This window comes from Micromonospora sp. NPDC051141, from assembly GCF_044455765.1.
Classification (GTDB): domain Bacteria; phylum Actinomycetota; class Actinomycetes; order Mycobacteriales; family Micromonosporaceae; genus Micromonospora.
In genome coordinates, this window is sequence record NZ_JBITFD010000011.1 from 120,307 (window position 1) to 137,296 (window position 16,990).

Here is a 16,990-nt window from a genome sequence, read left to right on the forward strand (position 1 = left end):
ATTTCTCGACCGGTTCCTCGAACCGTCCCGGTCGGACGCGCGTGTAGCGGTGCACGCAACGACGGATGCCCATGCGTTGACATTTCTTGCAACATGCTCGTAACCTTGCGGAAAATTTCAGCACCGGCTGCAAGAAGCCGGCACTGAAGCCTCCCCAGGCTCCACTCCCCCACATCCCCCGTCCCGTAGGAGTCCTGATGCAACGACGTCGACGCCGCGCCGCGGCGCTCGTCCTCGGCCTCGCCGCCAGCCTGCTCGTCCCGACCACGGTGGCGGCACCCCCGGCCGCCGCCGCCACGCCCGGCAGCAAGAAGGTCATCGTCCAGCTCTTCGAGTGGAACTGGACGTCGGTGGCGAGCGAGTGCACCAGCACGCTCGGCCCGAAGGGCTACGGCTACGTCCAGGTGTCCCCGCCGCAGGAGCACGTCAACAACAGCCCCTGGTGGGTGTCCTACCAGCCGGTCAGCTACCGGATCGAGTCCCGCAAGGGCACCCGCGCCCAGTTCCAGTCCATGGTGAACACCTGCCACAACGCCGGCGTCAAGGTGATCGTCGACGCGGTGGTCAACCACATGTCCGGCCAGGAGAACGGCGGCACCGGTTGGGCCGGCACGTCGTACGGCCACTACAACTACCCGGGCACCTACTCCTCGGCGGACTTCCACTACTGCGGTCGCAACGGCAACAACGACATCGCCAACTACAACGACCGGTACGAGGTGCAGAACTGCGAGCTGGTCAACCTGGCCGACCTCAAGACCGAGTCGGACTACGTCCGCACCCGGCTCGCGACGTACCTCAACGACCTGCTTTCGCTCGGCGTGGACGGGTTCCGGCTGGACGGCAGCAAGCACATGCCGGCCGCCGACATCGCCGCGATCAAGGCCAAGCTGTCCCGGCCGGCGTACCTCGTGCAGGAGGTCATCTACGGCGCGGGTGAGCCGGTCCAGCCGACCGAGTACACCGGCAACGGCGACGTGCACGAGTTCCGGTACGGCAAGGACCTGGCCCGGATGTTCAACAACGAGCGGCTGGCGTACCTGAAGAACTTCGGCGAGTCCTGGGGTTACCTGCCGGGCGGCTCGGCGGTGGTCTTCACCGACAACCACGACACCCAGCGCGACGGCGGCGTGCTCACCTACCGCGACCGCGGCGAGTACGCGCTCGCCAACGCGTTCATGCTGGCCTGGCCGTACGGCACCCCGGCGGTGATGTCGAGCTTCACGTTCAGCAACAAGGACCAGGCCCCGCCCTCGGACGGCAGCAACAAGATCACCAACACCACCTGCTACTCGGGCTGGGAGTGCGAGCACCGCTGGCCGGTCATCGCCAACATGGTCGGCTTCCGCAACGCCACCGAGGGCGCCGCGGTCGCCAACTGGTACGACAACGGCTACCAGCACATCGCGTTCAGCCGGGCCGGCAAGGGCTACCTGACGATCAACGACGAGGACTTCGCGGTGAGCGGCCGGTCCTACTACACCGGGCTGCCGGCCGGCCGCTACTGCGACGTCATCCACGGCACGTTCAGCAACGGGTCGTGCAGCGGCCCGGTGCTCACCGTGGACTCGTCGGGTTGGTTCGCCGCGACCGTCAACGCGCACGACGCCATCGCCATCCATGTCGGAGCGAAGGTGAGCTGACCTCGCCGTACCCCCGGGTGAAGCCCCCGTGCCGGCAGTTCCCGGCGCGGGGGCTTCGTCTCGGTTAGAGTCGATTTCGTGCATTATGCCCATGTCACCGGGCGGCGGATTCCCGGCTGGCTGTTCGCCGCGCTCGGCGTACCGCTGCTGTTGGCCACCGCGCTGCTGGTCGGTCACGCGCTCACCGACACGCCGGCGCCCACCCCGGTCGGCGCCGGACCGGCGCCGACCGGGCCGGCGTCACCGCGGCCGTCGCCTGTGGAGTCCGTGCCGCCCGCCGCGCCCGCGCCCGCCGGCCTGCCGGTGGTCACCTACGACCCGGCACCGCGCGGCTTCCCCGCCGACCCGACGCCGACCGACACCCGGCAGCTCCGCGAGGGGGCGCGGCCGGACCGGAAGATCCCCGCGTACGACGCGCCCGGCGGCCGTCCCCGGGCCTTCCTCGCGCCGACGATCAACGACGTCCCGCTGACCGTGCCGATCGTCGAGCGCCGCGCCGGGTGGACCGCGGTGCTGCTCCCCTCCGCGAACCGCACCGTCGCCTGGCTGCCGGAAGGCGGCTGGACCACGGTCGCGCTGCGCGACCAGATCGTGGTGGAACGCCGCACGCACCGGCTCACCTGGCTGCGGGACGGGCGCGCGGTGCACACCTGGCCGGTCAGCCTCGGCATGCCCGGACAGCTCACCCCGCTCGGCCGCACGTTCATCCTGGGCCGCACCCCGCCGCCGCAGGACGTCTATGGCGGCGTCGACATCTTCGCGCTCGGCGCGATCCCCGACGACCCGGACGCGGTGCCGACCGGCCTGCGCGGCGCGCACATCGGGCTGCACACCTGGTACAACGACGACACGCTGGGCAAGAACGTCACCAACGGCTGCATCCGGCTGACCCGTGCCGCCCAACGCCAGCTCCTCGCCGAACTGTCCCCCGGCACCGCCCTCGTCGTCGTCGACCGCCTCCCCTGACCGCCCCGCCGCCCGCTTGCCCGCTTGTTAGGCGGGGCCCCCGCCTTTCACCCCAGCAGCCAACCGTTGGCTTCGGCCAGGCGGACCGCGTCGGCGCGGTTGCGGGCGCCGGTCTTGCCGATGGCGGACGAGAGATGGTTACGGACGGTGCCCTCGGACAGGTGCAGCGTCGCCGCCAGCTCGGCCACCGTGCCGCCGCCCCGGGCCGTGCGCAGCACCTCGGTCTCCCGCTCGGTGAGCGGGCTCGCGCCGGTGGCCAGCGTCTCGGCGGCCAGCGTCGGGTCGACCACCCGCAGGCCGGCGTGCACCCGGCGGACCGCGTCGGCGAGCTGGCGGGCCGGGGTGTCCTTGACCACGAAGCCGTTCGCGCCCGCCTCCATCGCCCGGCGCAGGTAGCCGGGGCGACCGAACGTGGTCACCACCAGCACCCGGCATCCGGGCACCGCCGCCCGCAGCGCCGCCGCGGCGGCCACCCCGTCCAGGCCGGGCATCTCCACGTCGAGCAGCGCCACGTCCGGGTGGCAGCGCAACGCCTCCGGCACCACCTCGTCACCGCGGCTCACCTCCGCCACCACGGTCAGGTCCGGTTCCAGCGACAGCAGCGCGGCCAGCGCGCCCCGGACCAGCGCCTGGTCGTCGGCGAGCAGCAGTCTGATCGGCGTGGTCATCCGGGCGTCCTTCCGTCGGGGTCCGGCACCGTGACGCGGAGCAGGAAACCACGCCCGCCGGGCACCCGGGCCACCGTCACGGTGGCCTCCAACCGGGCCGCCCGCTCCCGCAGCCCGACCAGCCCGTGCCCGGCCCCCGCCGACCCGCCGGCCGGTCCCCGGCCGTCGTCGCGGACCTCCACCCACGCCGGGCCCACCCGGATCACGCAGCGCCGCGCGCCGCTGTGGCGCACCACGTTCGTCACCCCTTCGCGGACCGCCCAGCCGAACAGCTCGTCCCGGTCCGCCGGCAGCTCCGGCACCGTCGTCGGCAGCTCCGCGACGATGCCCGCGGCGGCCAGCGCCGACCGGGCGCCGGCCACCTCGGACGCCAGATCCACCCCGCGGTACGCCCCCACGGTGCCCCGCACGTCGGCCAGCGCCTCCCGGGCCAGCCGCTCCACGTCGGCGATCTCGACGGCCGCCCGCGCCGGGTCCAGCTCCAGCAGCCGGCCGGCCAGCTCGGCCTTCACCGCCACCACGGTCAGCGAGTGACCGAGGATGTCGTGCAGGTCGCGGGCGGTGCGGGCGCGCTCCTCGGCCACCGCGAGCCGGCGGATCTCGGCCTGCGCGGCCTGGAGTTCGCCGTTGCGCTGAGCCAGCCGGCTCACCCCGAACATGGCGAACGAGGCGAGCAGCACCGCGAACACGACAGTGCTCTCTGACTCCCAGCCGGGCACCAGGCGTGACGTGACCGGCGGGGTCACCGCGGCCAGCACCACCACGACCAGCGCCTCCGCCGACGGCAGCAGGAACACCGCGGCGGCGGCCACGAAGACCAGTGTGGTCAGCCAGTCGCCGCCGGTGCCCGGGATGCCGGCCAGACCGAGCGCGAGCAGCACCGCGATCAGCAGCCGGGCCCGGTCCGCCGGGATCGGGCGGTGCTGCTGCCGGCGGGCCCGACCCCACTCGAAGATCAGCACGTACGCCACGGCGAACGCGATCACCGAGGCGAGCCCGAGCAGCCGCCGCCACAGCTCCGGCTGGTGCAGGGCGGTGACGAACGGGATGTTGAGGAAGAACAGCCAGACCGCCGCCAGCAGCCAGCCGGTGAACCGCCAGTGGCGGCGGTTCACCGGCCGGGCCGGTACGGTCGGCGACGTCACGCCCACCACGCTAGTGCTCGCCGCCCGGTCAGACCCGGGTGGTGTCGCGGCGGAACAGGCGGGCCGCGCCGAGACCGAAGAACGCGGTCCAGGCGGCCACGTTGCCGACCGCCGCCCAGTCCACCCCGGTGCCGGTCAGCGGCGCGCGAGCGAGCTGACCGACCCCGTACACCGGGGTGAACGTGGCGATCTGCCGCATCACGTCGGGCAGCAGATCGAGTGGAACGAACAGGCCGCCCAGCATGGCCAGGATGGCCAGCGCCGGGCCCATGAACTGCATGACGTTCTCGGCCGGGGCGAGGTAGCCGACGAAGAGGCCGAGCGCGGCGAAGACCAGCGAGCCGATCCACGCGGTCAGGCCGGACTCCAGCCACACGTGGGCCGGCAACCGCACCCCGGAGGCGGCGCCGACGCCGAACTCGACGAGCACGCCGAGCAGCCCGAGCACCATCGCGGTGGCCACCTTCGTCGCCACGTACGCGGCCGGGCGCAGCGGGGTCAGCCGCAACTGCCGGCTCCAGCCCAACGCACGCTCGGTGGCGACGGCCGCGCCGGCGCTGGTGGTGGCCACCATGGCCGCGTACACGGCCAGGCTGATCATGATCCAGCCGGTGACCGGCAGGCCGTTGTCGAGCGTGTCGCCGCGCGACGGCAGTCCGAACAGGAGGAAGAAGACCGCCGGCATGACCAGGATGAACATCAGCGTCCGACGGTTGCGCAGGACCCGGCGGATCTCGATGGCGAGCACGGCGGCGGAGAAGCCACCCAGGGCGGGCGGCCGGCGGTCGGCCGGGCGCGGGCCGGTGGTGGTGTCGGGTGAGGTGGTGGCGGTCATGCGAGGCTCCCGGGCAGGTCAGGCGGCGGTCAGGGCGAGGAACGCGTCCTCGAGGTTGCGTGCGGTGATCTCCAGGTCCCGGGCGTCGGTGCGGGTCAGCAGGTGCCGGGCGACGACGTCGGAGTCCTCGCTGTGCACGAGGATCGCGTCGCCGCGTACCTCGACGGAGCGGACACCGGGCAGCGCGGCGAGCGCGGCCTGGTCGGCGCCGGGCAGCGTGGCCCGGACCACCCGGCCGGCGGCCAGGTTCTTGATCTCGGCGGTGGTGCCGTCGGCAACCACCCGGCCGGCCCGGACCAGCACGATCCGGTCCGCGTACGCGTCGGCCTCGTCCAGGTAGTGGGTGGCGAACAGGACGGTCCGGCCGGAGCGGGCGTCGGCCCGGATCGCCTGCCAGAAGTCGCGCCGGCCCTCGACGTCCATGCCGGTGGTCGGCTCGTCCAGCACCATCAGGTCCGGGTCGGGCAGCAACGCCAGGGCGAAGCGCAGCCGCTGCTGCTGGCCGCCGGAGCATCTGCCCACCGGCCGGTCGGCGATCTCGGCGATGCCGGCGCGCTCCAGCACCTCGGCCACCGGCCGGGTGTGGCCGTAGAAGTGCGCGGTCATCCGTACCGTCTCGGCGACGGTGAGGTCCTTGAGCAGCCCGCCGGTCTGCATCACGGCGGCGACCCGGCCGTGCCGGACGGCGTCGGTCGGGCTGCCGCCGAAGAGCCGGACCGTGCCGGCGTCCGGCCGGGCCAGCCCGAGCAGCATGTCCACGGTGGTGGTCTTGCCGGCGCCGTTGGGGCCGAGGAAGGCCACCACCTCACCGGGAGCGATCCGCAGGCTGAGCCCGTCCACGGCGGTCACCGGGCCGTAGGTCTTGGTGAGTCCGGCCAGTTCCACGGCCGGTGCGGTGTCGGTCATGCCAAGAATGCTCCGACCCGCGACGTCCGGATCCCCGGAGCGGCCGTCACCTTCCGCCCGTGACATTTGTCAGGGCTGTATATCTCCGCCGGGCAAAGTTGATATCATCGTCAGGTCGTGAGGCGGACGAGGAGGCCCAGTGTCGCGCACCATTCTTGATGTGGACGACGAACTCCTCGCGGAGGCTGCCGAGATCCTCGGCACCGGCACCAAGAAGGCCACGGTCAACGCAGCTCTGCAAGCCGTGGTCAGTCGGGAGAGGCGTCGCGAGTTCGCCGACTGGCTCAAGAGTGGCGGCCTACCAGACCTCACCGACCCACAGTCGGCGTCCAAGCCCGAAGCGGCATGACTCGCGAGCGCTACCTCCTCGACAAGTCAGCATTGGCCAGGTGGCCGAAGGCCACCGTGGCGCCCGTCCTCGACGAGCTGTCCGACCGCGGACTGCTGGCGGTGTGCGGCGCGGTCGAAATCGAGGTCGTACACAGCGCTCTCTCGGCCGAGGATGCCCAGCGGGTCCGGTGGCTGCTTCGCTACTTCGATTGGCTTTCCATGCCGGACGAGGTCTGGGATCGCGCGATTGACGTGCAGGTGAAAGCGCTGCACAAGGGCAACCACCGGGCACTTTCGATGGCCGACCTGCTGATCGCGGCCACCGCCGAACGGCATGACCTCACTGTGCTGCATTACGACGGAGACTTCGACCTGATCACGTCGATCACCGGCCAGCCCACGACTTGGGTGGTTCCACCCGGCACCGCTGACTGAGCCGCTCGCAGGCGTTGGCCGCGAAGACGCTGACCGGGAGTGAGGGGCGCCGGGCCGGGTAAGCCGCGACATGGGCGTACCGACCGGACGCGTCGACACGATCGTGCTCATCCACGGGCTCTGGATGACGTCGCGAAGTTGGGAGCGCTGGGCCGACCGCTACACGGCGCGCGGCTTCCGGGTGCTCACCCCGGCCTGGCCCGGCATGGACCGCGAGGTCGAAGACCTGCGGGCCGACCCCACGCCGATCGCCGGCCAGCGGATCGCCACCATCGTCGACCACTACGCGACGGTCATCCGGGAGCTACCCCGACCGCCGATCGTCATGGGGCACTCGTTCGGCGGTCTGATCGCCCAACTGCTGCTGGACCGTCGGCTCGGCGCCGCCGTCGTCGGCGTACACCCCGCGCCGGTCAGGGGTGTGCTCAAGCTGCCGCTGAGCACGTTGCGCTCCGGGTTCTCCATCCTGCACAACCCGGCCAACCGGCACCGCGCGGTCCCGTTCACCGCCGAGGACTTCCGGTACGCCTTCGGCAACACGCTCACCCGGGCGGAGTCCGACGCCGCCTGGCAGCGGTACGCCGTACCCGGCGCCGGGCACGTGCTGTTCGAGGGCTCGTTCGCCAACCTGGACCCGGACTCGGCCACCGAGATCGACAAGAGGCGCAGTGACCGGGCACCGCTGCTGATCACCGCCGGTGGCGAGGACCATGTGATCCCGCCGTCGCTGGCCAGCAGTCTCGCCAACCTCTACCGCGGCTCCACCGCGATCACCGGCTACCGGGAGTTTCCCGGCCGGTCGCACTTCGTCGGCGGCGAGCCGGGCTGGGAGGAGGAGGCCGACCACGCGCTGGAGTGGGCGGTCGAGGCGGCCAACGAGTTCTCCCCGACCGTGGTCGGTGAGGCGCCCCGACGCAACCGGGCCGGGTAGCGGTCACCAGGTGGCCGCCACCCGGGGCAAGCTCGGGCCATGAGTCTTGATCGCTCCGGGTCCAGAATCGACCACCTCAACGTCGCCGTGCCCGACCTCGCCGCCGCGGTGGCCTTCTACGAGCCCGTGCTGGCCAGTATCGGGATCACCAAGATGCTCCAGATCCCGCCGAACGCCACCCCGAACCAGCCGACGGCGATGACCGGCTTCGGGCTGGCCGGGGTGAAGCCGTACTTCTGGCTGATCGACGGCGGCACGGTCGGCACGAACATGCACCTGGCCTTCACCGTCGACACCCGCGAGGACGTCGCCACCTTCCACCGCGCCGCGCTCGACGCCGGTGCCACGTCACTGCTGACGCCCGCCGTGCATCCCGAATACCACGACGACTACTACGGCGCCTTCGTGCGGGACCCGCACGGCATCAACCTGGAGGCGGTCTGCCACCGCTAGGACTCCCAGGAGTCGGAAATGTCGAGGAGTTCCAGGTCGGGTGGGGCCACCGCAGCCACCGTCGAGGCGTCCCGAGTCACCAGGTAACAGCGGTAGAGGACAGCGGTGGCGACGGCGTGGGCCACGTCGAGGGGCACCTTGCCGCTCGCCGCGATCCGGGCCACCCGCCGACTGGTCGGGCCGTCGTACACCGCGACCCGGATGTCCCGGTCGGCGTCGAGGAGCAGGTCGAGCAGGTCGGTGGCCGGCGTTCCGGCCAGTTGGAGCTGCGCCTGGCCCAGGCAGAGCGCCGGGATCCAGACCTCCTGCTCCGGGTCCTCCTGGGCGAGGGTCAGCAGCGCACCGGGCTCGACACTGTCCCCCGACGCGTACGCGAGCAGGGCGGAGGTGTCCAGGACGAGCCCGTTCACGCCGCCGCCGAGCCCTCGTCGTCGCCGAACTGGCGGAGCCACCGCATGTTCCGGTCGTGTTGCTCGTCGGTGATCGGCGGTCGCTCCGCCAACCGGCGGCGCGCGCGTTCGACGTCTTCGTCGGTGACCACGTATCCGTGCTCAGCCCAACGCGCCCGCAGCCCGTCCGCCCGCATCTTCCGCCGCAGGACGTCCGCGATGAAGCCGGACGTCGTGCCGTGTGAGCGCTCGACGTACTCGGCGACGTCGTCGGGAAGGCTGATGGTGATACGCCGCGTCATACTCTCAGCATAGTCGGCGCATACTCCGTTACCGGAGCGGCGCGCTGGGTAAGACGGAGCGATGAGGGCGAGTTTCCGGCTCGGCCGGGTCGCGGGCGTTCCCGTCGGCGTCAACTGGAGTGTCCTGGTCATCTTCGTGCTGATCGCCTGGACGCTCTCGGCCAGCCTGTTCCCGCGCTCGTACCCCGGCCACTCCACGATCGCCTACGTCGCGGCCGGCCTGGCCGCCGCGGTGGTCTTCTTCCTCGGGCTGCTCGCCCACGAGGTGTCGCACGCGGTGGTGGCCAAGCGCAACGGCATCGAGGTCGAGGGCATCACGCTCTGGCTCTTCGGCGGTGTCGCCGAGCTGAAGGGCGAGGCGAGGGATCCCGGCGCCGAGCTGCGGATCGCCGGCGTCGGGCCGCTGGTCAGCCTGATCATCGGTGTGGTGTTCGGCGCGATCGCGGTGGCCGTCGCGGTGGCCGGCGGGCACGGTCTGCTGCTCGGCGCGCTCTCCTGGCTGGCCGGCATCAACGTGCTGCTGGCGCTCTTCAACGTGCTGCCGGCCGCGCCGCTGGACGGTGGCCGGTTGCTGCGGGCGGCGGTGTGGAAGGCCACCGGCGACCGGACCCGCGCCTCGGTGGTGGCCGCCGGCGCCGGCCGGGTGCTGGGCATCGTGCTGATCGGGCTCGGGCTGTGGCGGTTCCTCAGCGGCGCCGGGTTCGGCGGGCTCTGGCTGGCGCTTATCGGTTGGTTCCTGATCGGCGCGGCCGGGCAGGAGGAGCGGCAGGCGCGCGTCGGCGACGCGTTGCGCGGCGTCCGGGTCGGCGACGTCATGACGCCGCAGCCGCAGACCGCGTCCGGCGACCTGACCGTGGCCGACTTCGTCGACCACTACCTGTTCGCGTACCGGCACTCGGCGCTGCCGCTGACCGCCGACGGCCGGCCGGTCGGCCTGGTCACCCTCGACCGGGTACGCGGCACCGCGCCGGACCGCCGCGCGTCCACCACGCTGGCCGAGGTGTCCTGCCGGGCCGACGAGATGGTGCTCGCCCGCCCGGAGGAACAGCTCACCGACCTGCTCCCCCGGCTCAACGAGTGCACCGACGGCCGGGCGCTTGTGGTGATCGACGACCAGTTGGTCGGGATCGTCTCGCCCAGCGACATCAGCCGCGCGGTGCAGCGCGGCAGCCTGCGCCAGCAGACGTCCGCCGGTCGCTGACCGCCGCGCGGTGGGCCGTCAGTCGCGGGGGAAGTAGCGGTCCAGCTCCGCGGTGCGGAACTTCCCGGCCGGGTCGAACTCGCGCAGCAGCGCGACGAAGTCGGCGTGCCGGGGGTACGCGGCGGCCGGGTCCCGGTCGAACAGCTTGCCCCAGTGCGGGCGCGGCGCGAACGGGGCGAGCCGCTGCTCCACCTCGGTCAGCACCGGCGCGACCGCCGCCGGGTCGCCGATCCAGGTGAAGTGCAGCGCCAGCGTGTCCCGGCGGAAGTTCGGGCTCAGCCACAGCTCGTCGGCGGCCACCGTACGCAGCTCGCAGATCTGGAGCACGGCGGCGATCCGCTCGGCGACCGGGTCGAGCGCGGCGAGCGCCGCCGCCGCGTCGGCGCGGGCCACGTGCCACTCGGACTGCAACTCGTCGCCGCTGCTCGGGGTGAAGCCGAGCCGGAAGTGCGGCAGCCGCTCGTGCCACGGCCCGGGCTCGCCGAACTGGGCGGTGCAGTGCTCGGGTGACATGCCCGGCACCGGGTGCTGCGGTGTCTCGGCCGCCTCGGTGTCCAGCCAGTCGGCCGGCGGCGGCACCTGGTCGGCACGCTGCTTGACCCACACCTGGTCGAAGCGCGCCGACCGCCAGCCGGTGAAGACGCTGACGCTGTACGCGGCGTCCAGCGCCTCGTCGAGCGCGGCGCGGGGCAGGCCGAGCCGGACGTACTGCCGGATCGTGAAGGTGGGGACCACGTCGAGCGTGAGCCGGGTGACCACGCCCAGCGCGCCGAGGTTGACCACCAGGCCGGCGAACCGGCTGTCGGTCCGGTCGACGGTGAGCAGGTCACCGTCGGCGGTGACCAGTTCCACCGCGGCGACGGCGGCGGCCAGGTTGCGGTTGGCGACGCCGGAGCCGTGGGTGGCGGTGGCGACCGAGCCGGCCACCGAGATGTGCGGCAGCGAGGCGAGGTTCGCCAGCGCGTACCCCTGGGCGTGCAGGGTGGTGGCCAGGTCGCCGTGGCGCAGGCCGGCGGCGACCGTGACGGTGCCGCGGTCGGGGTCGAGCGCGACGGTGGGCGGCAACCCGTCCAGCGCGACCTGGACGCCCGTGGTGTCGCCGAGCCGGTTGAACGAGTGGCCGGTGCCGACGGCCCGAATCCGGTCCGCCCCGGCGACCAGCCGGCGCAGTTCGTCGAGGGAGGTCGGCCGGTGCCGGGTCCGGGCCGACCAACGGACGTTGCCGGCCCAGTTGGTGTCGGTCATGCGCTGCATCATCCGCCATCCGGCGCGGGCAGGGTTGCTTCGGGGTCGCAGCGGGAACCCTGGACGGATGAGCAGCTACCGCGACCCGAGCCTCCGCGGCGACGTGTACCCGTCGGAGGAGGAGATCGACCCGACCGGCGTCGGCCCCGACCTGACCGAGGCCGGACCGGGCCTGACCGCGCCGGCGCCGACGCCGGAACCCGAGCCGGACCCGGTGCCCCACCCGGGGCCGCCGCCGCGCGAGGGGCCGGGCCGGTCGATCGTGACCCGGCATCTGGACGGCTCCGTCGAGGTGGTCATCGACCTGGACGGCGACGGCGTGGCCGACGTGGTGCAGGTCGACCTGGACGGCGACGGCGTCCCGGACCTGACGTACCTGGACAGCGACCGTGACGGCCGGCTCGACACGATCCGGCGGGCGCCGACGGGCTGACCGCCCCCGGGCCCGGGTCGCGGGTCCCCGCTCAGAGCTGCGGCATCACCTCGGCGGCGACCAGTTCCAGGTGGTCCAGGTCGGCCAGGTCGAGCACCTGGAGGTAGATCCGGCTGCTGCCCACCTCGGCGTACCGGCCGAGCGTGTCGACCACCTCGGCGGGCGTGCCCGCGGCGCCGTTCGCGCGCAGTTCGGCGGGCTCCCGGCCGATCGCCTCGGCACGCCGGGCCACCTCGGCGTCGTTCCGGCCGCAGCAGAGCACCAGCGCGTTGGACCAGGTCATCGTGGCCGGGTCCCGGTCGATCTCGGCGCAGGCGTCCCGCACCCGCCGGAACTGGGCCGTCGTGTCGTCGACCGAGGCGAACGGCATGTTGAACTCGTCGGCGTACCGGGCGGCCAGGCCGGGCGTGCGCTTCGGGCCGCGACCGCCGAGCAGGACCGGTGGGCGGGGCCGCTGCACCGGCTTGGGCAGCGCCGGCGAGTCGGTGACCGGGTAGTACGTGCCGGGGAAGTCGAACGTCGCGCCGGCCGGGGTGGACCAGAGTCCGGTGATGACCGCGAGTTGCTCCTCCAGTCGGTCGAACCGCTCGCCCACCGGCGGGAACGGGATGCCGTACGCGGCGTGCTCCTCGGCGTACCAGCCGGCGCCGATGCCCAGCTCGACCCGGCCGCCGCTCATCTGGTCGACCTGCGCCACGGTGATGGCGAGCGGGCCGGGCAGCCGGAACGTGGCGGCGCTCATCAGCGTGCCGAGCCGGATCCGGGTGGTGTCCCGGGCCAGGCCGGCGAGCGTGGTCCAGGCGTCGGTCGGTCCGGGATCGCCGCTCACCGAGCCCATTTTCAGGTAGTGGTCGGAGCGGAAGAACGCGGCGAAGCCGGTCTCCTCCGCGCGTCGCGCCACGACGAGCAACCGGTCGTAGCTGGCCCCCTGCTGGGGTTCGGTGAAGATCCGCAGTTCCATGACCCGAGCATAGGGACACCCTTCATGCCCCCACAGACATATAACCGGTGTGGCATATTGGGTGGATGCCCGGGGACACCTTCGCCGTACTGGCCGAGCCCGCCCGCCGCCGCATCCTCGACCGGCTGCGCCGGGCGGAGAGCAGCGTCGGCGACCTGGTGGACGCGCTGGGCATGAGCCAGCCGACCGTCTCCAAACACCTCCGGGTGCTGCGCGAGGCGGGCCTGGTCACCTGCCGCAGCGCGGCCCAACGGCGGATCTACCGGGTCGACACCGGGCCGCTGCGAGCGGTGGACGACTGGCTCGGGCCGTACCGGCTGATGTGGACCGAACACCTCGACGCCCTGGAGCGCCATCTCGACCGTCAGGAGTGACGATGCAGCGTGACAGCTTCCGCCCCGGCCCGCTCGCCGACGTCGACCGGGTGCCGGTCGACGACCGGTGGGACCTGGTCCTCGTCCGCGGCCTGCGGCACCCGCCCGAGCGGGTCTGGGCCGCGCTGACCGACCCGGCGCAGCTCGCCGAGTGGGCCCCGTTCCTGGCCGACCGCGATCTGGGCAGCCCCGGCGAGACCACGCTCCGCACGGTCGACGGCGACCGGGCGCACCCGGCGCCGGCCACGATCCTGCGCGCGGACCGCCCGCACGTGCTGGAGTACACCTGGGGCACCGCCCTGCTCCGCTGGGAGCTGACCCCGACCGACGCCGGCACCACGCTCACGCTGCGGCACCGGATCGACCGACCCGACCTGGCCCCGATGGTGGCCGCCGGCTGGCACCTCTGCCTGGACGTCGCCGGGCACCTGCTCGACGGCGACCCGGTCGGCCCGATCCGCGGGGCGGAGGCGAAGGAGTTCGACTGGGCGGCGCTGCGCGACGCGTACGCCGAGCGCCTGGACCGCCCCTGAGGCTCAGGCCGCGCGAGCGGCGTCGCCCACCACGTCGAAGGTCCGCCGGGCCGCCTCGGCGGCGTCCCGCAGCTCCGCTGCCGCCCACTCCCGCCCGGCCAGCGCGCGCCGGAAGTCCCGCCAGTCGCGCCCCGGCGAGCCACCGCTGCGGCGGAAGAACCGGGTCGCCTCCCCCTCGGCCAGCCCCAGCCGGCGCTCCACCTCCGGCGCGATGACGCTGCCGCCCAGGGCGCTGCCGAGCAGGACGTACCGGCCGCCGACCGCCCGGGCGAGGGTGTCGAAGCGGAGGCCCGACGAACCGGCGACCGGCCGGTCCGGCGCGACGCCGAGGGCGGTCAGGTCGGCGCGGAGCAGCGCGATGGCCGCGCCCAACCGGGGGTCGAGCGGGAGCCCGGACCAGTCGGCGGCGGCGAGCTCCCGCTCCAGCGGCGACCAGGCGGCGAGCAGCCCGACCAGCGCGGCGGCCAGATCACTTCGAGTGCGGATCCGGTCGGGCAGGCCGAGCCGCCGTTCCACCGCGGCGTGGTGGTCGCGGGTGCCGTCGCGCAGCGCGGCCAGCATCGGCGACGCCGCCGGGCGTCGCGACTGATCGGACATCCGGCGAGTATGCCCAGTCGGGCCGGGCGGCGCACATCGCCACCGTCACCGGGTCGGCCGTTCACCGGTCCAGGTGGTCGGCGGGTATGGTCTGCAACAGCCAGGCCAGCGGCATCCGGGCGTGTTCGGCGTACCGGCCGTCGCCGGTCAGCTCGTGGAGCGTGACGGTCTGCGGGCCGTCCCGTTCGACCACCCAGTAGCGCGGGATGCCGGCCGAGGCGTACTCCCGGACCTTGGTCACCGAATCCATCGCCTCCGAGCCGGGCGAGACGATCTCCACCGCCAGCACGAGGTCGGTCACGGGTGACCAGATGCCACGGCCGGGCGGCTTCCGCCACACCGTCAGGTCGGGAATTCGGCCGCCGTCCCCGTTCGGCCCGGGAACCCGGACGCCGACCGCCTGAAGCACCTGCTCGGCGGGCCAGCCGGCCATGATCAGCCAGGCGAAGAGGCGGCTCGCGATGATCGCGTGCTCCGAGTCGGACGGCGGCATGACCGACAGGACCCCCTCGGGGCTGGTCTCGTAGCGGTGACCGTTCGGGTCGGCGGCGTTCATCGACGCCACGTCGTCGAGCGTCACGACGGCGGGCATGTGCATGCCGACAGCCTCAGCGCTCATGCCGCCATCCTAGGCGAGCGAGCGCCTCCTGGCGGTCGGCGGCGCGGTGTGCGTACCGGTGTCAGCGTCGTGTGCGCGCGCTGCCAGCGACGCCCGCCATGGTCGGTGCCATGAGTTACGCATTCGAGGCGGAGGGCCTGGTCAAGCGGTTCGGTTCGACGACCGCGCTGGCCGGGATCGACCTCGCCGCACGACGGGGGACCGTGCTGGGGGTGCTGGGGCCGAACGGCGCCGGCAAGACCACCGCGGTACGCATCCTCGCCACGCTGCTGCGCCCGGACGGGGGGCGGGCCACCGTCGGCGGCCACGACGTGGTCGCCGACGCCGCCCGGGTCCGGCGGCTGATCGGGCTGACCGGGCAGTACGCGTCGGTCGACGAGGACCTGACCGGTACGCAGAACCTGGTGCTGATCGGCCGACTGCTGGACCTGAGCCGGCGCGACGCCCGGGCGCGGGCGGCCGAACTGCTCGCCTGGTTCGACCTGACCGCCGCCGCCGGACGGCCGGCCAAGACGTACTCCGGTGGCATGCGCCGCCGGCTGGACCTGGCCGCGAGCCTGGTCGGCCGGCCGGAGGTGATCTACCTGGACGAGCCGACGACCGGCCTGGACCCGGCCAAGCGCGAGGAGATGTGGGGGGTGGTCCGCTCGCTCGTCGACGACGGCTCGACGGTGCTGCTCACCACGCAGTACCTGGACGAGGCGGACGCGCTGGCCGACGAGATCTCGGTGATCGACCACGGCCGGGTGATCGCCCACGGCACACCGGCCGAGCTGAAGCGCATCGCCGGCAGCCAGACCATCGTGGTCCGGCCGACCGAGCCGGAGCGGATCGGCGAGGTCGCCGACATCCTGCGCGCCGGCACCGGCGCCGAACCCGAACTCCCCCGGCCCGGCCTGCTCACCGTGCCGGTGGAGGGCGACGCGGCGTTCACCGCGGTGGTGCGCCGGCTCGACGACGCCGGCATCGGGGTGGTCGAGCTGGCGCTCCGGCTGCCCAGCCTGGACGAGGTGTTCTTCACGTTGACCGGCCACGGCGCCGAACAGCCCACGGAGGTGGCGGCATGACCACGACCACGCACCCGGCGGCGACGCCGCCCCGGACCCGTGCGCCCCGGCCCGGCGCCCGCCCGTTCGGGCTGGTCCGGCACAGCCTCGCGCTCGCCGGCCGCAGCCTGATCAAGACGCTCCGCACGCCGGAGCAACTCCTCGACGTGACGCTGCAACCGATCGTCTTCGTGCTGATCTTCGTCTACCTGTTGGGCGGCGCGATCTCCGGCTCGCAGCACGCGTACCTGGAGTTCCTGCTCCCGGCGATCATGGTGCAGACCGTGCTGTTCGCGTCCGTCGCGACCGGCGTCAGCCTCAACACCGACATCGAGAAGGGCGTCTTCGACAGGTTCCGCAGCCTGCCCATCGCCCGGTCCGCGCCGCTCGTCGGCTCGGTGGTCGGCGACCTGGTGCGGTTCGTGGTCTCGATCGTGGTGCTGTTCACGTTCGGCTACGCCATCGGCTTCCGGATCGGCACCGATCCGCTGTCCACGCTGGCGGCGTGCCTGCTGACCATCGCGTTCGCGTTCGCGGTGAGCTGGGTCGGGGTGCTGCTCGGCGTGCTGATGCGCAGCCCGAGCGCGGTGCAGGGGACCGCGTTCCTGGTGATGTTCCCGCTGACGTTCGGCACCAACATGATGGCGCCGGCCGACACGATGCCCGGCTGGTTGCAGTGGTGGGTCGGCGTGAACCCGGTGGCCGACGTGATGACCGCGGCGCGGGGCCTGATCCTCGGTGGTCCGGTCGCCGGGCCGGTGACCCGGTCACTGATCTGGACCGTGGCGATCATCGCGGTCTGCGCGCCGCTGGCCGTGCGGGCCTACCGACGCCGCGCCTGACCGGCCGCGCCGGGTCGGGCCGCCGTCCCACGGGTCGGGGCCCGACCGGCCACACCGAGTCGGGTCGCCGCCCCGCGAACGCCGGGGCGGCGGCCGTCTCACCGAGCCGGGTCGCCGCTCACCGGGGCGGCGGCCG

22 protein-coding genes are annotated in these 16,990 nt (G+C 73.1%); 12 read left to right on the plus strand and 10 right to left on the minus strand.

What is annotated here, in order from left to right:
* The first annotated feature begins 197 nt into the window (after nucleotides 1-197).
* Together ACIA6B_RS21315 and ACIA6B_RS21320 are read left to right on the plus strand one after the other, a co-directional pair.
* Complete coding sequence (locus tag ACIA6B_RS21315) at nucleotides 198-1,643, plus strand: alpha-amylase family protein (RefSeq protein WP_396775644.1); 1,446 nt, start codon at nucleotides 198-200, stop codon at nucleotides 1,641-1,643.
* Nucleotides 1,644-1,721: 78 nt separating this feature from the next.
* Nucleotides 1,722-2,609 carry a L,D-transpeptidase gene (locus tag ACIA6B_RS21320; protein WP_396775645.1) on the plus strand — a complete coding sequence of 296 codons (888 nt, stop codon included), beginning with the start codon at nucleotides 1,722-1,724 and terminating at the stop codon, nucleotides 2,607-2,609.
* 47 nt (nucleotides 2,610-2,656) lie between these two features.
* Here the strand turns inward: ACIA6B_RS21320 and ACIA6B_RS21325 are convergent, their stop codons facing one another.
* The 4 genes from ACIA6B_RS21325 to ACIA6B_RS21340 are packed head-to-tail and all read right to left on the minus strand — an operon-like array spanning nucleotide 2,657 to nucleotide 6,163.
* Nucleotides 2,657-3,277 (minus strand): response regulator, encoded by a 621-nt coding sequence (locus ACIA6B_RS21325; RefSeq protein WP_396775647.1) that lies wholly within the window; start codon nucleotides 3,275-3,277, stop codon nucleotides 2,657-2,659.
* The gene (locus ACIA6B_RS21330; RefSeq protein ID WP_396775649.1) at nucleotides 3,274-4,422 is read right to left on the minus strand and encodes a sensor histidine kinase; all 1,149 of its coding nucleotides are present in this window, start codon (nucleotides 4,420-4,422) and stop codon (nucleotides 3,274-3,276) included. The genes ACIA6B_RS21325 and ACIA6B_RS21330 overlap by 4 nt, the downstream gene beginning before the upstream one ends.
* A gap of 28 nt (nucleotides 4,423-4,450) precedes the next feature.
* Nucleotides 4,451-5,257: an ABC transporter permease gene (locus ACIA6B_RS21335; protein ID WP_396775650.1), complete on the minus strand. Its 807-nt coding sequence runs from the start codon at nucleotides 5,255-5,257 to the stop codon at nucleotides 4,451-4,453.
* Nucleotides 5,258-5,275: 18 nt separating this feature from the next.
* Nucleotides 5,276-6,163, minus strand: coding sequence for an ABC transporter ATP-binding protein (locus ACIA6B_RS21340; RefSeq protein WP_396775652.1), 888 nt, complete (start codon nucleotides 6,161-6,163; stop codon nucleotides 5,276-5,278).
* A gap of 139 nt (nucleotides 6,164-6,302) precedes the next feature.
* Between ACIA6B_RS21340 and ACIA6B_RS21345 the strand changes: the two genes are divergently transcribed.
* The 4 genes from ACIA6B_RS21345 (at nucleotide 6,303) to ACIA6B_RS21360 (ending at nucleotide 8,312) form a co-directional block, all read left to right on the plus strand.
* Entirely contained in the window at nucleotides 6,303-6,512 is a 210-nt protein-coding gene (locus ACIA6B_RS21345; protein WP_396775654.1) for a type II toxin-antitoxin system VapB family antitoxin, read from the plus strand.
* Nucleotides 6,509-6,928, plus strand: coding sequence for a PIN domain nuclease (locus tag ACIA6B_RS21350; protein ID WP_396775656.1), 420 nt, complete (start codon nucleotides 6,509-6,511; stop codon nucleotides 6,926-6,928). The genes ACIA6B_RS21345 and ACIA6B_RS21350 overlap by 4 nt, the downstream gene beginning before the upstream one ends.
* A 70-nt stretch (nucleotides 6,929-6,998) precedes the next feature.
* Entirely contained in the window at nucleotides 6,999-7,859 is an 861-nt protein-coding gene (locus ACIA6B_RS21355; protein WP_396775657.1) for an alpha/beta hydrolase, read from the plus strand.
* A 39-nt stretch (nucleotides 7,860-7,898) separates the two neighbouring features.
* A complete protein-coding gene (locus tag ACIA6B_RS21360) occupies nucleotides 7,899-8,312 on the plus strand; it encodes a VOC family protein (protein WP_396775659.1) in 414 nt (137 codons plus the stop codon).
* Here the strand turns inward: ACIA6B_RS21360 and ACIA6B_RS21365 are convergent.
* Nucleotides 8,309-8,722, minus strand: coding sequence for a PIN domain-containing protein (locus tag ACIA6B_RS21365; protein WP_396775660.1), 414 nt, complete (start codon nucleotides 8,720-8,722; stop codon nucleotides 8,309-8,311). The two genes, ACIA6B_RS21360 and ACIA6B_RS21365, sit on opposite strands and share 4 nt — an antisense overlap.
* Nucleotides 8,719-9,003, minus strand: a complete 285-nt coding sequence (locus ACIA6B_RS21370; protein WP_396775662.1) for a hypothetical protein — start codon at nucleotides 9,001-9,003, stop codon at nucleotides 8,719-8,721. The genes ACIA6B_RS21365 and ACIA6B_RS21370 overlap by 4 nt, the downstream gene beginning before the upstream one ends.
* Before the next feature lie 61 nt (nucleotides 9,004-9,064).
* Here ACIA6B_RS21370 and ACIA6B_RS21375 point away from each other — a divergent pair, with 61 nt between their 5' ends.
* Nucleotides 9,065-10,204, plus strand: a complete 1,140-nt coding sequence (locus tag ACIA6B_RS21375) for a site-2 protease family protein (protein WP_396775664.1) — start codon at nucleotides 9,065-9,067, stop codon at nucleotides 10,202-10,204.
* An 18-nt stretch (nucleotides 10,205-10,222) separates the two neighbouring features.
* On the opposite strand, the gene ACIA6B_RS21380 is transcribed toward ACIA6B_RS21375, so the two are convergent.
* Complete coding sequence (locus ACIA6B_RS21380) at nucleotides 10,223-11,449, minus strand: FAD-binding protein (RefSeq protein ID WP_396775666.1); 1,227 nt, start codon at nucleotides 11,447-11,449, stop codon at nucleotides 10,223-10,225.
* 67 nt (nucleotides 11,450-11,516) lie between these two features.
* Here ACIA6B_RS21380 and ACIA6B_RS21385 point away from each other — a divergent pair, with 67 nt between their 5' ends.
* On the plus strand, nucleotides 11,517-11,882 hold the full coding sequence (locus tag ACIA6B_RS21385) for a hypothetical protein (RefSeq protein WP_396775667.1): 366 nt from the start codon (nucleotides 11,517-11,519) through the stop codon (nucleotides 11,880-11,882).
* Nucleotides 11,883-11,913: 31 nt separating this feature from the next.
* Here ACIA6B_RS21385 and ACIA6B_RS21390 read toward each other — a convergent pair whose 3' ends face one another.
* A complete protein-coding gene (locus ACIA6B_RS21390; protein WP_396775668.1) occupies nucleotides 11,914-12,843 on the minus strand; it encodes an LLM class F420-dependent oxidoreductase in 930 nt (309 codons plus the stop codon).
* Nucleotides 12,844-12,908: 65 nt separating this feature from the next.
* Here ACIA6B_RS21390 and ACIA6B_RS21395 point away from each other — a divergent pair, with 65 nt between their 5' ends.
* Together ACIA6B_RS21395 and ACIA6B_RS21400 are read left to right on the plus strand one after the other, a co-directional pair.
* The gene (locus ACIA6B_RS21395) at nucleotides 12,909-13,217 is read left to right on the plus strand and encodes an ArsR/SmtB family transcription factor (protein WP_396775670.1); all 309 of its coding nucleotides are present in this window, start codon (nucleotides 12,909-12,911) and stop codon (nucleotides 13,215-13,217) included.
* Nucleotides 13,218-13,219: 2 nt separating this feature from the next.
* Nucleotides 13,220-13,750, plus strand: a complete 531-nt coding sequence (locus ACIA6B_RS21400) for an SRPBCC family protein (RefSeq protein WP_396775671.1) — start codon at nucleotides 13,220-13,222, stop codon at nucleotides 13,748-13,750.
* A 3-nt stretch (nucleotides 13,751-13,753) separates the two neighbouring features.
* Here ACIA6B_RS21400 and ACIA6B_RS21405 read toward each other — a convergent pair whose 3' ends face one another.
* The gene (locus tag ACIA6B_RS21405; RefSeq protein ID WP_396775673.1) at nucleotides 13,754-14,347 is read right to left on the minus strand and encodes a biliverdin-producing heme oxygenase; all 594 of its coding nucleotides are present in this window, start codon (nucleotides 14,345-14,347) and stop codon (nucleotides 13,754-13,756) included.
* Nucleotides 14,348-14,408: 61 nt separating this feature from the next.
* The gene (locus ACIA6B_RS21410; RefSeq protein ID WP_396775674.1) at nucleotides 14,409-14,966 is read right to left on the minus strand and encodes a Uma2 family endonuclease; all 558 of its coding nucleotides are present in this window, start codon (nucleotides 14,964-14,966) and stop codon (nucleotides 14,409-14,411) included.
* 110 nt (nucleotides 14,967-15,076) lie between these two features.
* Here ACIA6B_RS21410 and ACIA6B_RS21415 point away from each other — a divergent pair, with 110 nt between their 5' ends.
* Nucleotides 15,077-16,033, plus strand: coding sequence for an ATP-binding cassette domain-containing protein (locus ACIA6B_RS21415; protein WP_396775676.1), 957 nt, complete (start codon nucleotides 15,077-15,079; stop codon nucleotides 16,031-16,033).
* Complete coding sequence (locus ACIA6B_RS21420) at nucleotides 16,030-16,854, plus strand: ABC transporter permease (protein WP_396775677.1); 825 nt, start codon at nucleotides 16,030-16,032, stop codon at nucleotides 16,852-16,854. Before ACIA6B_RS21415 ends, ACIA6B_RS21420 begins: the two co-directional genes overlap by 4 nt.
* The last annotated feature ends 136 nt before the right edge of the window (nucleotides 16,855-16,990 follow it).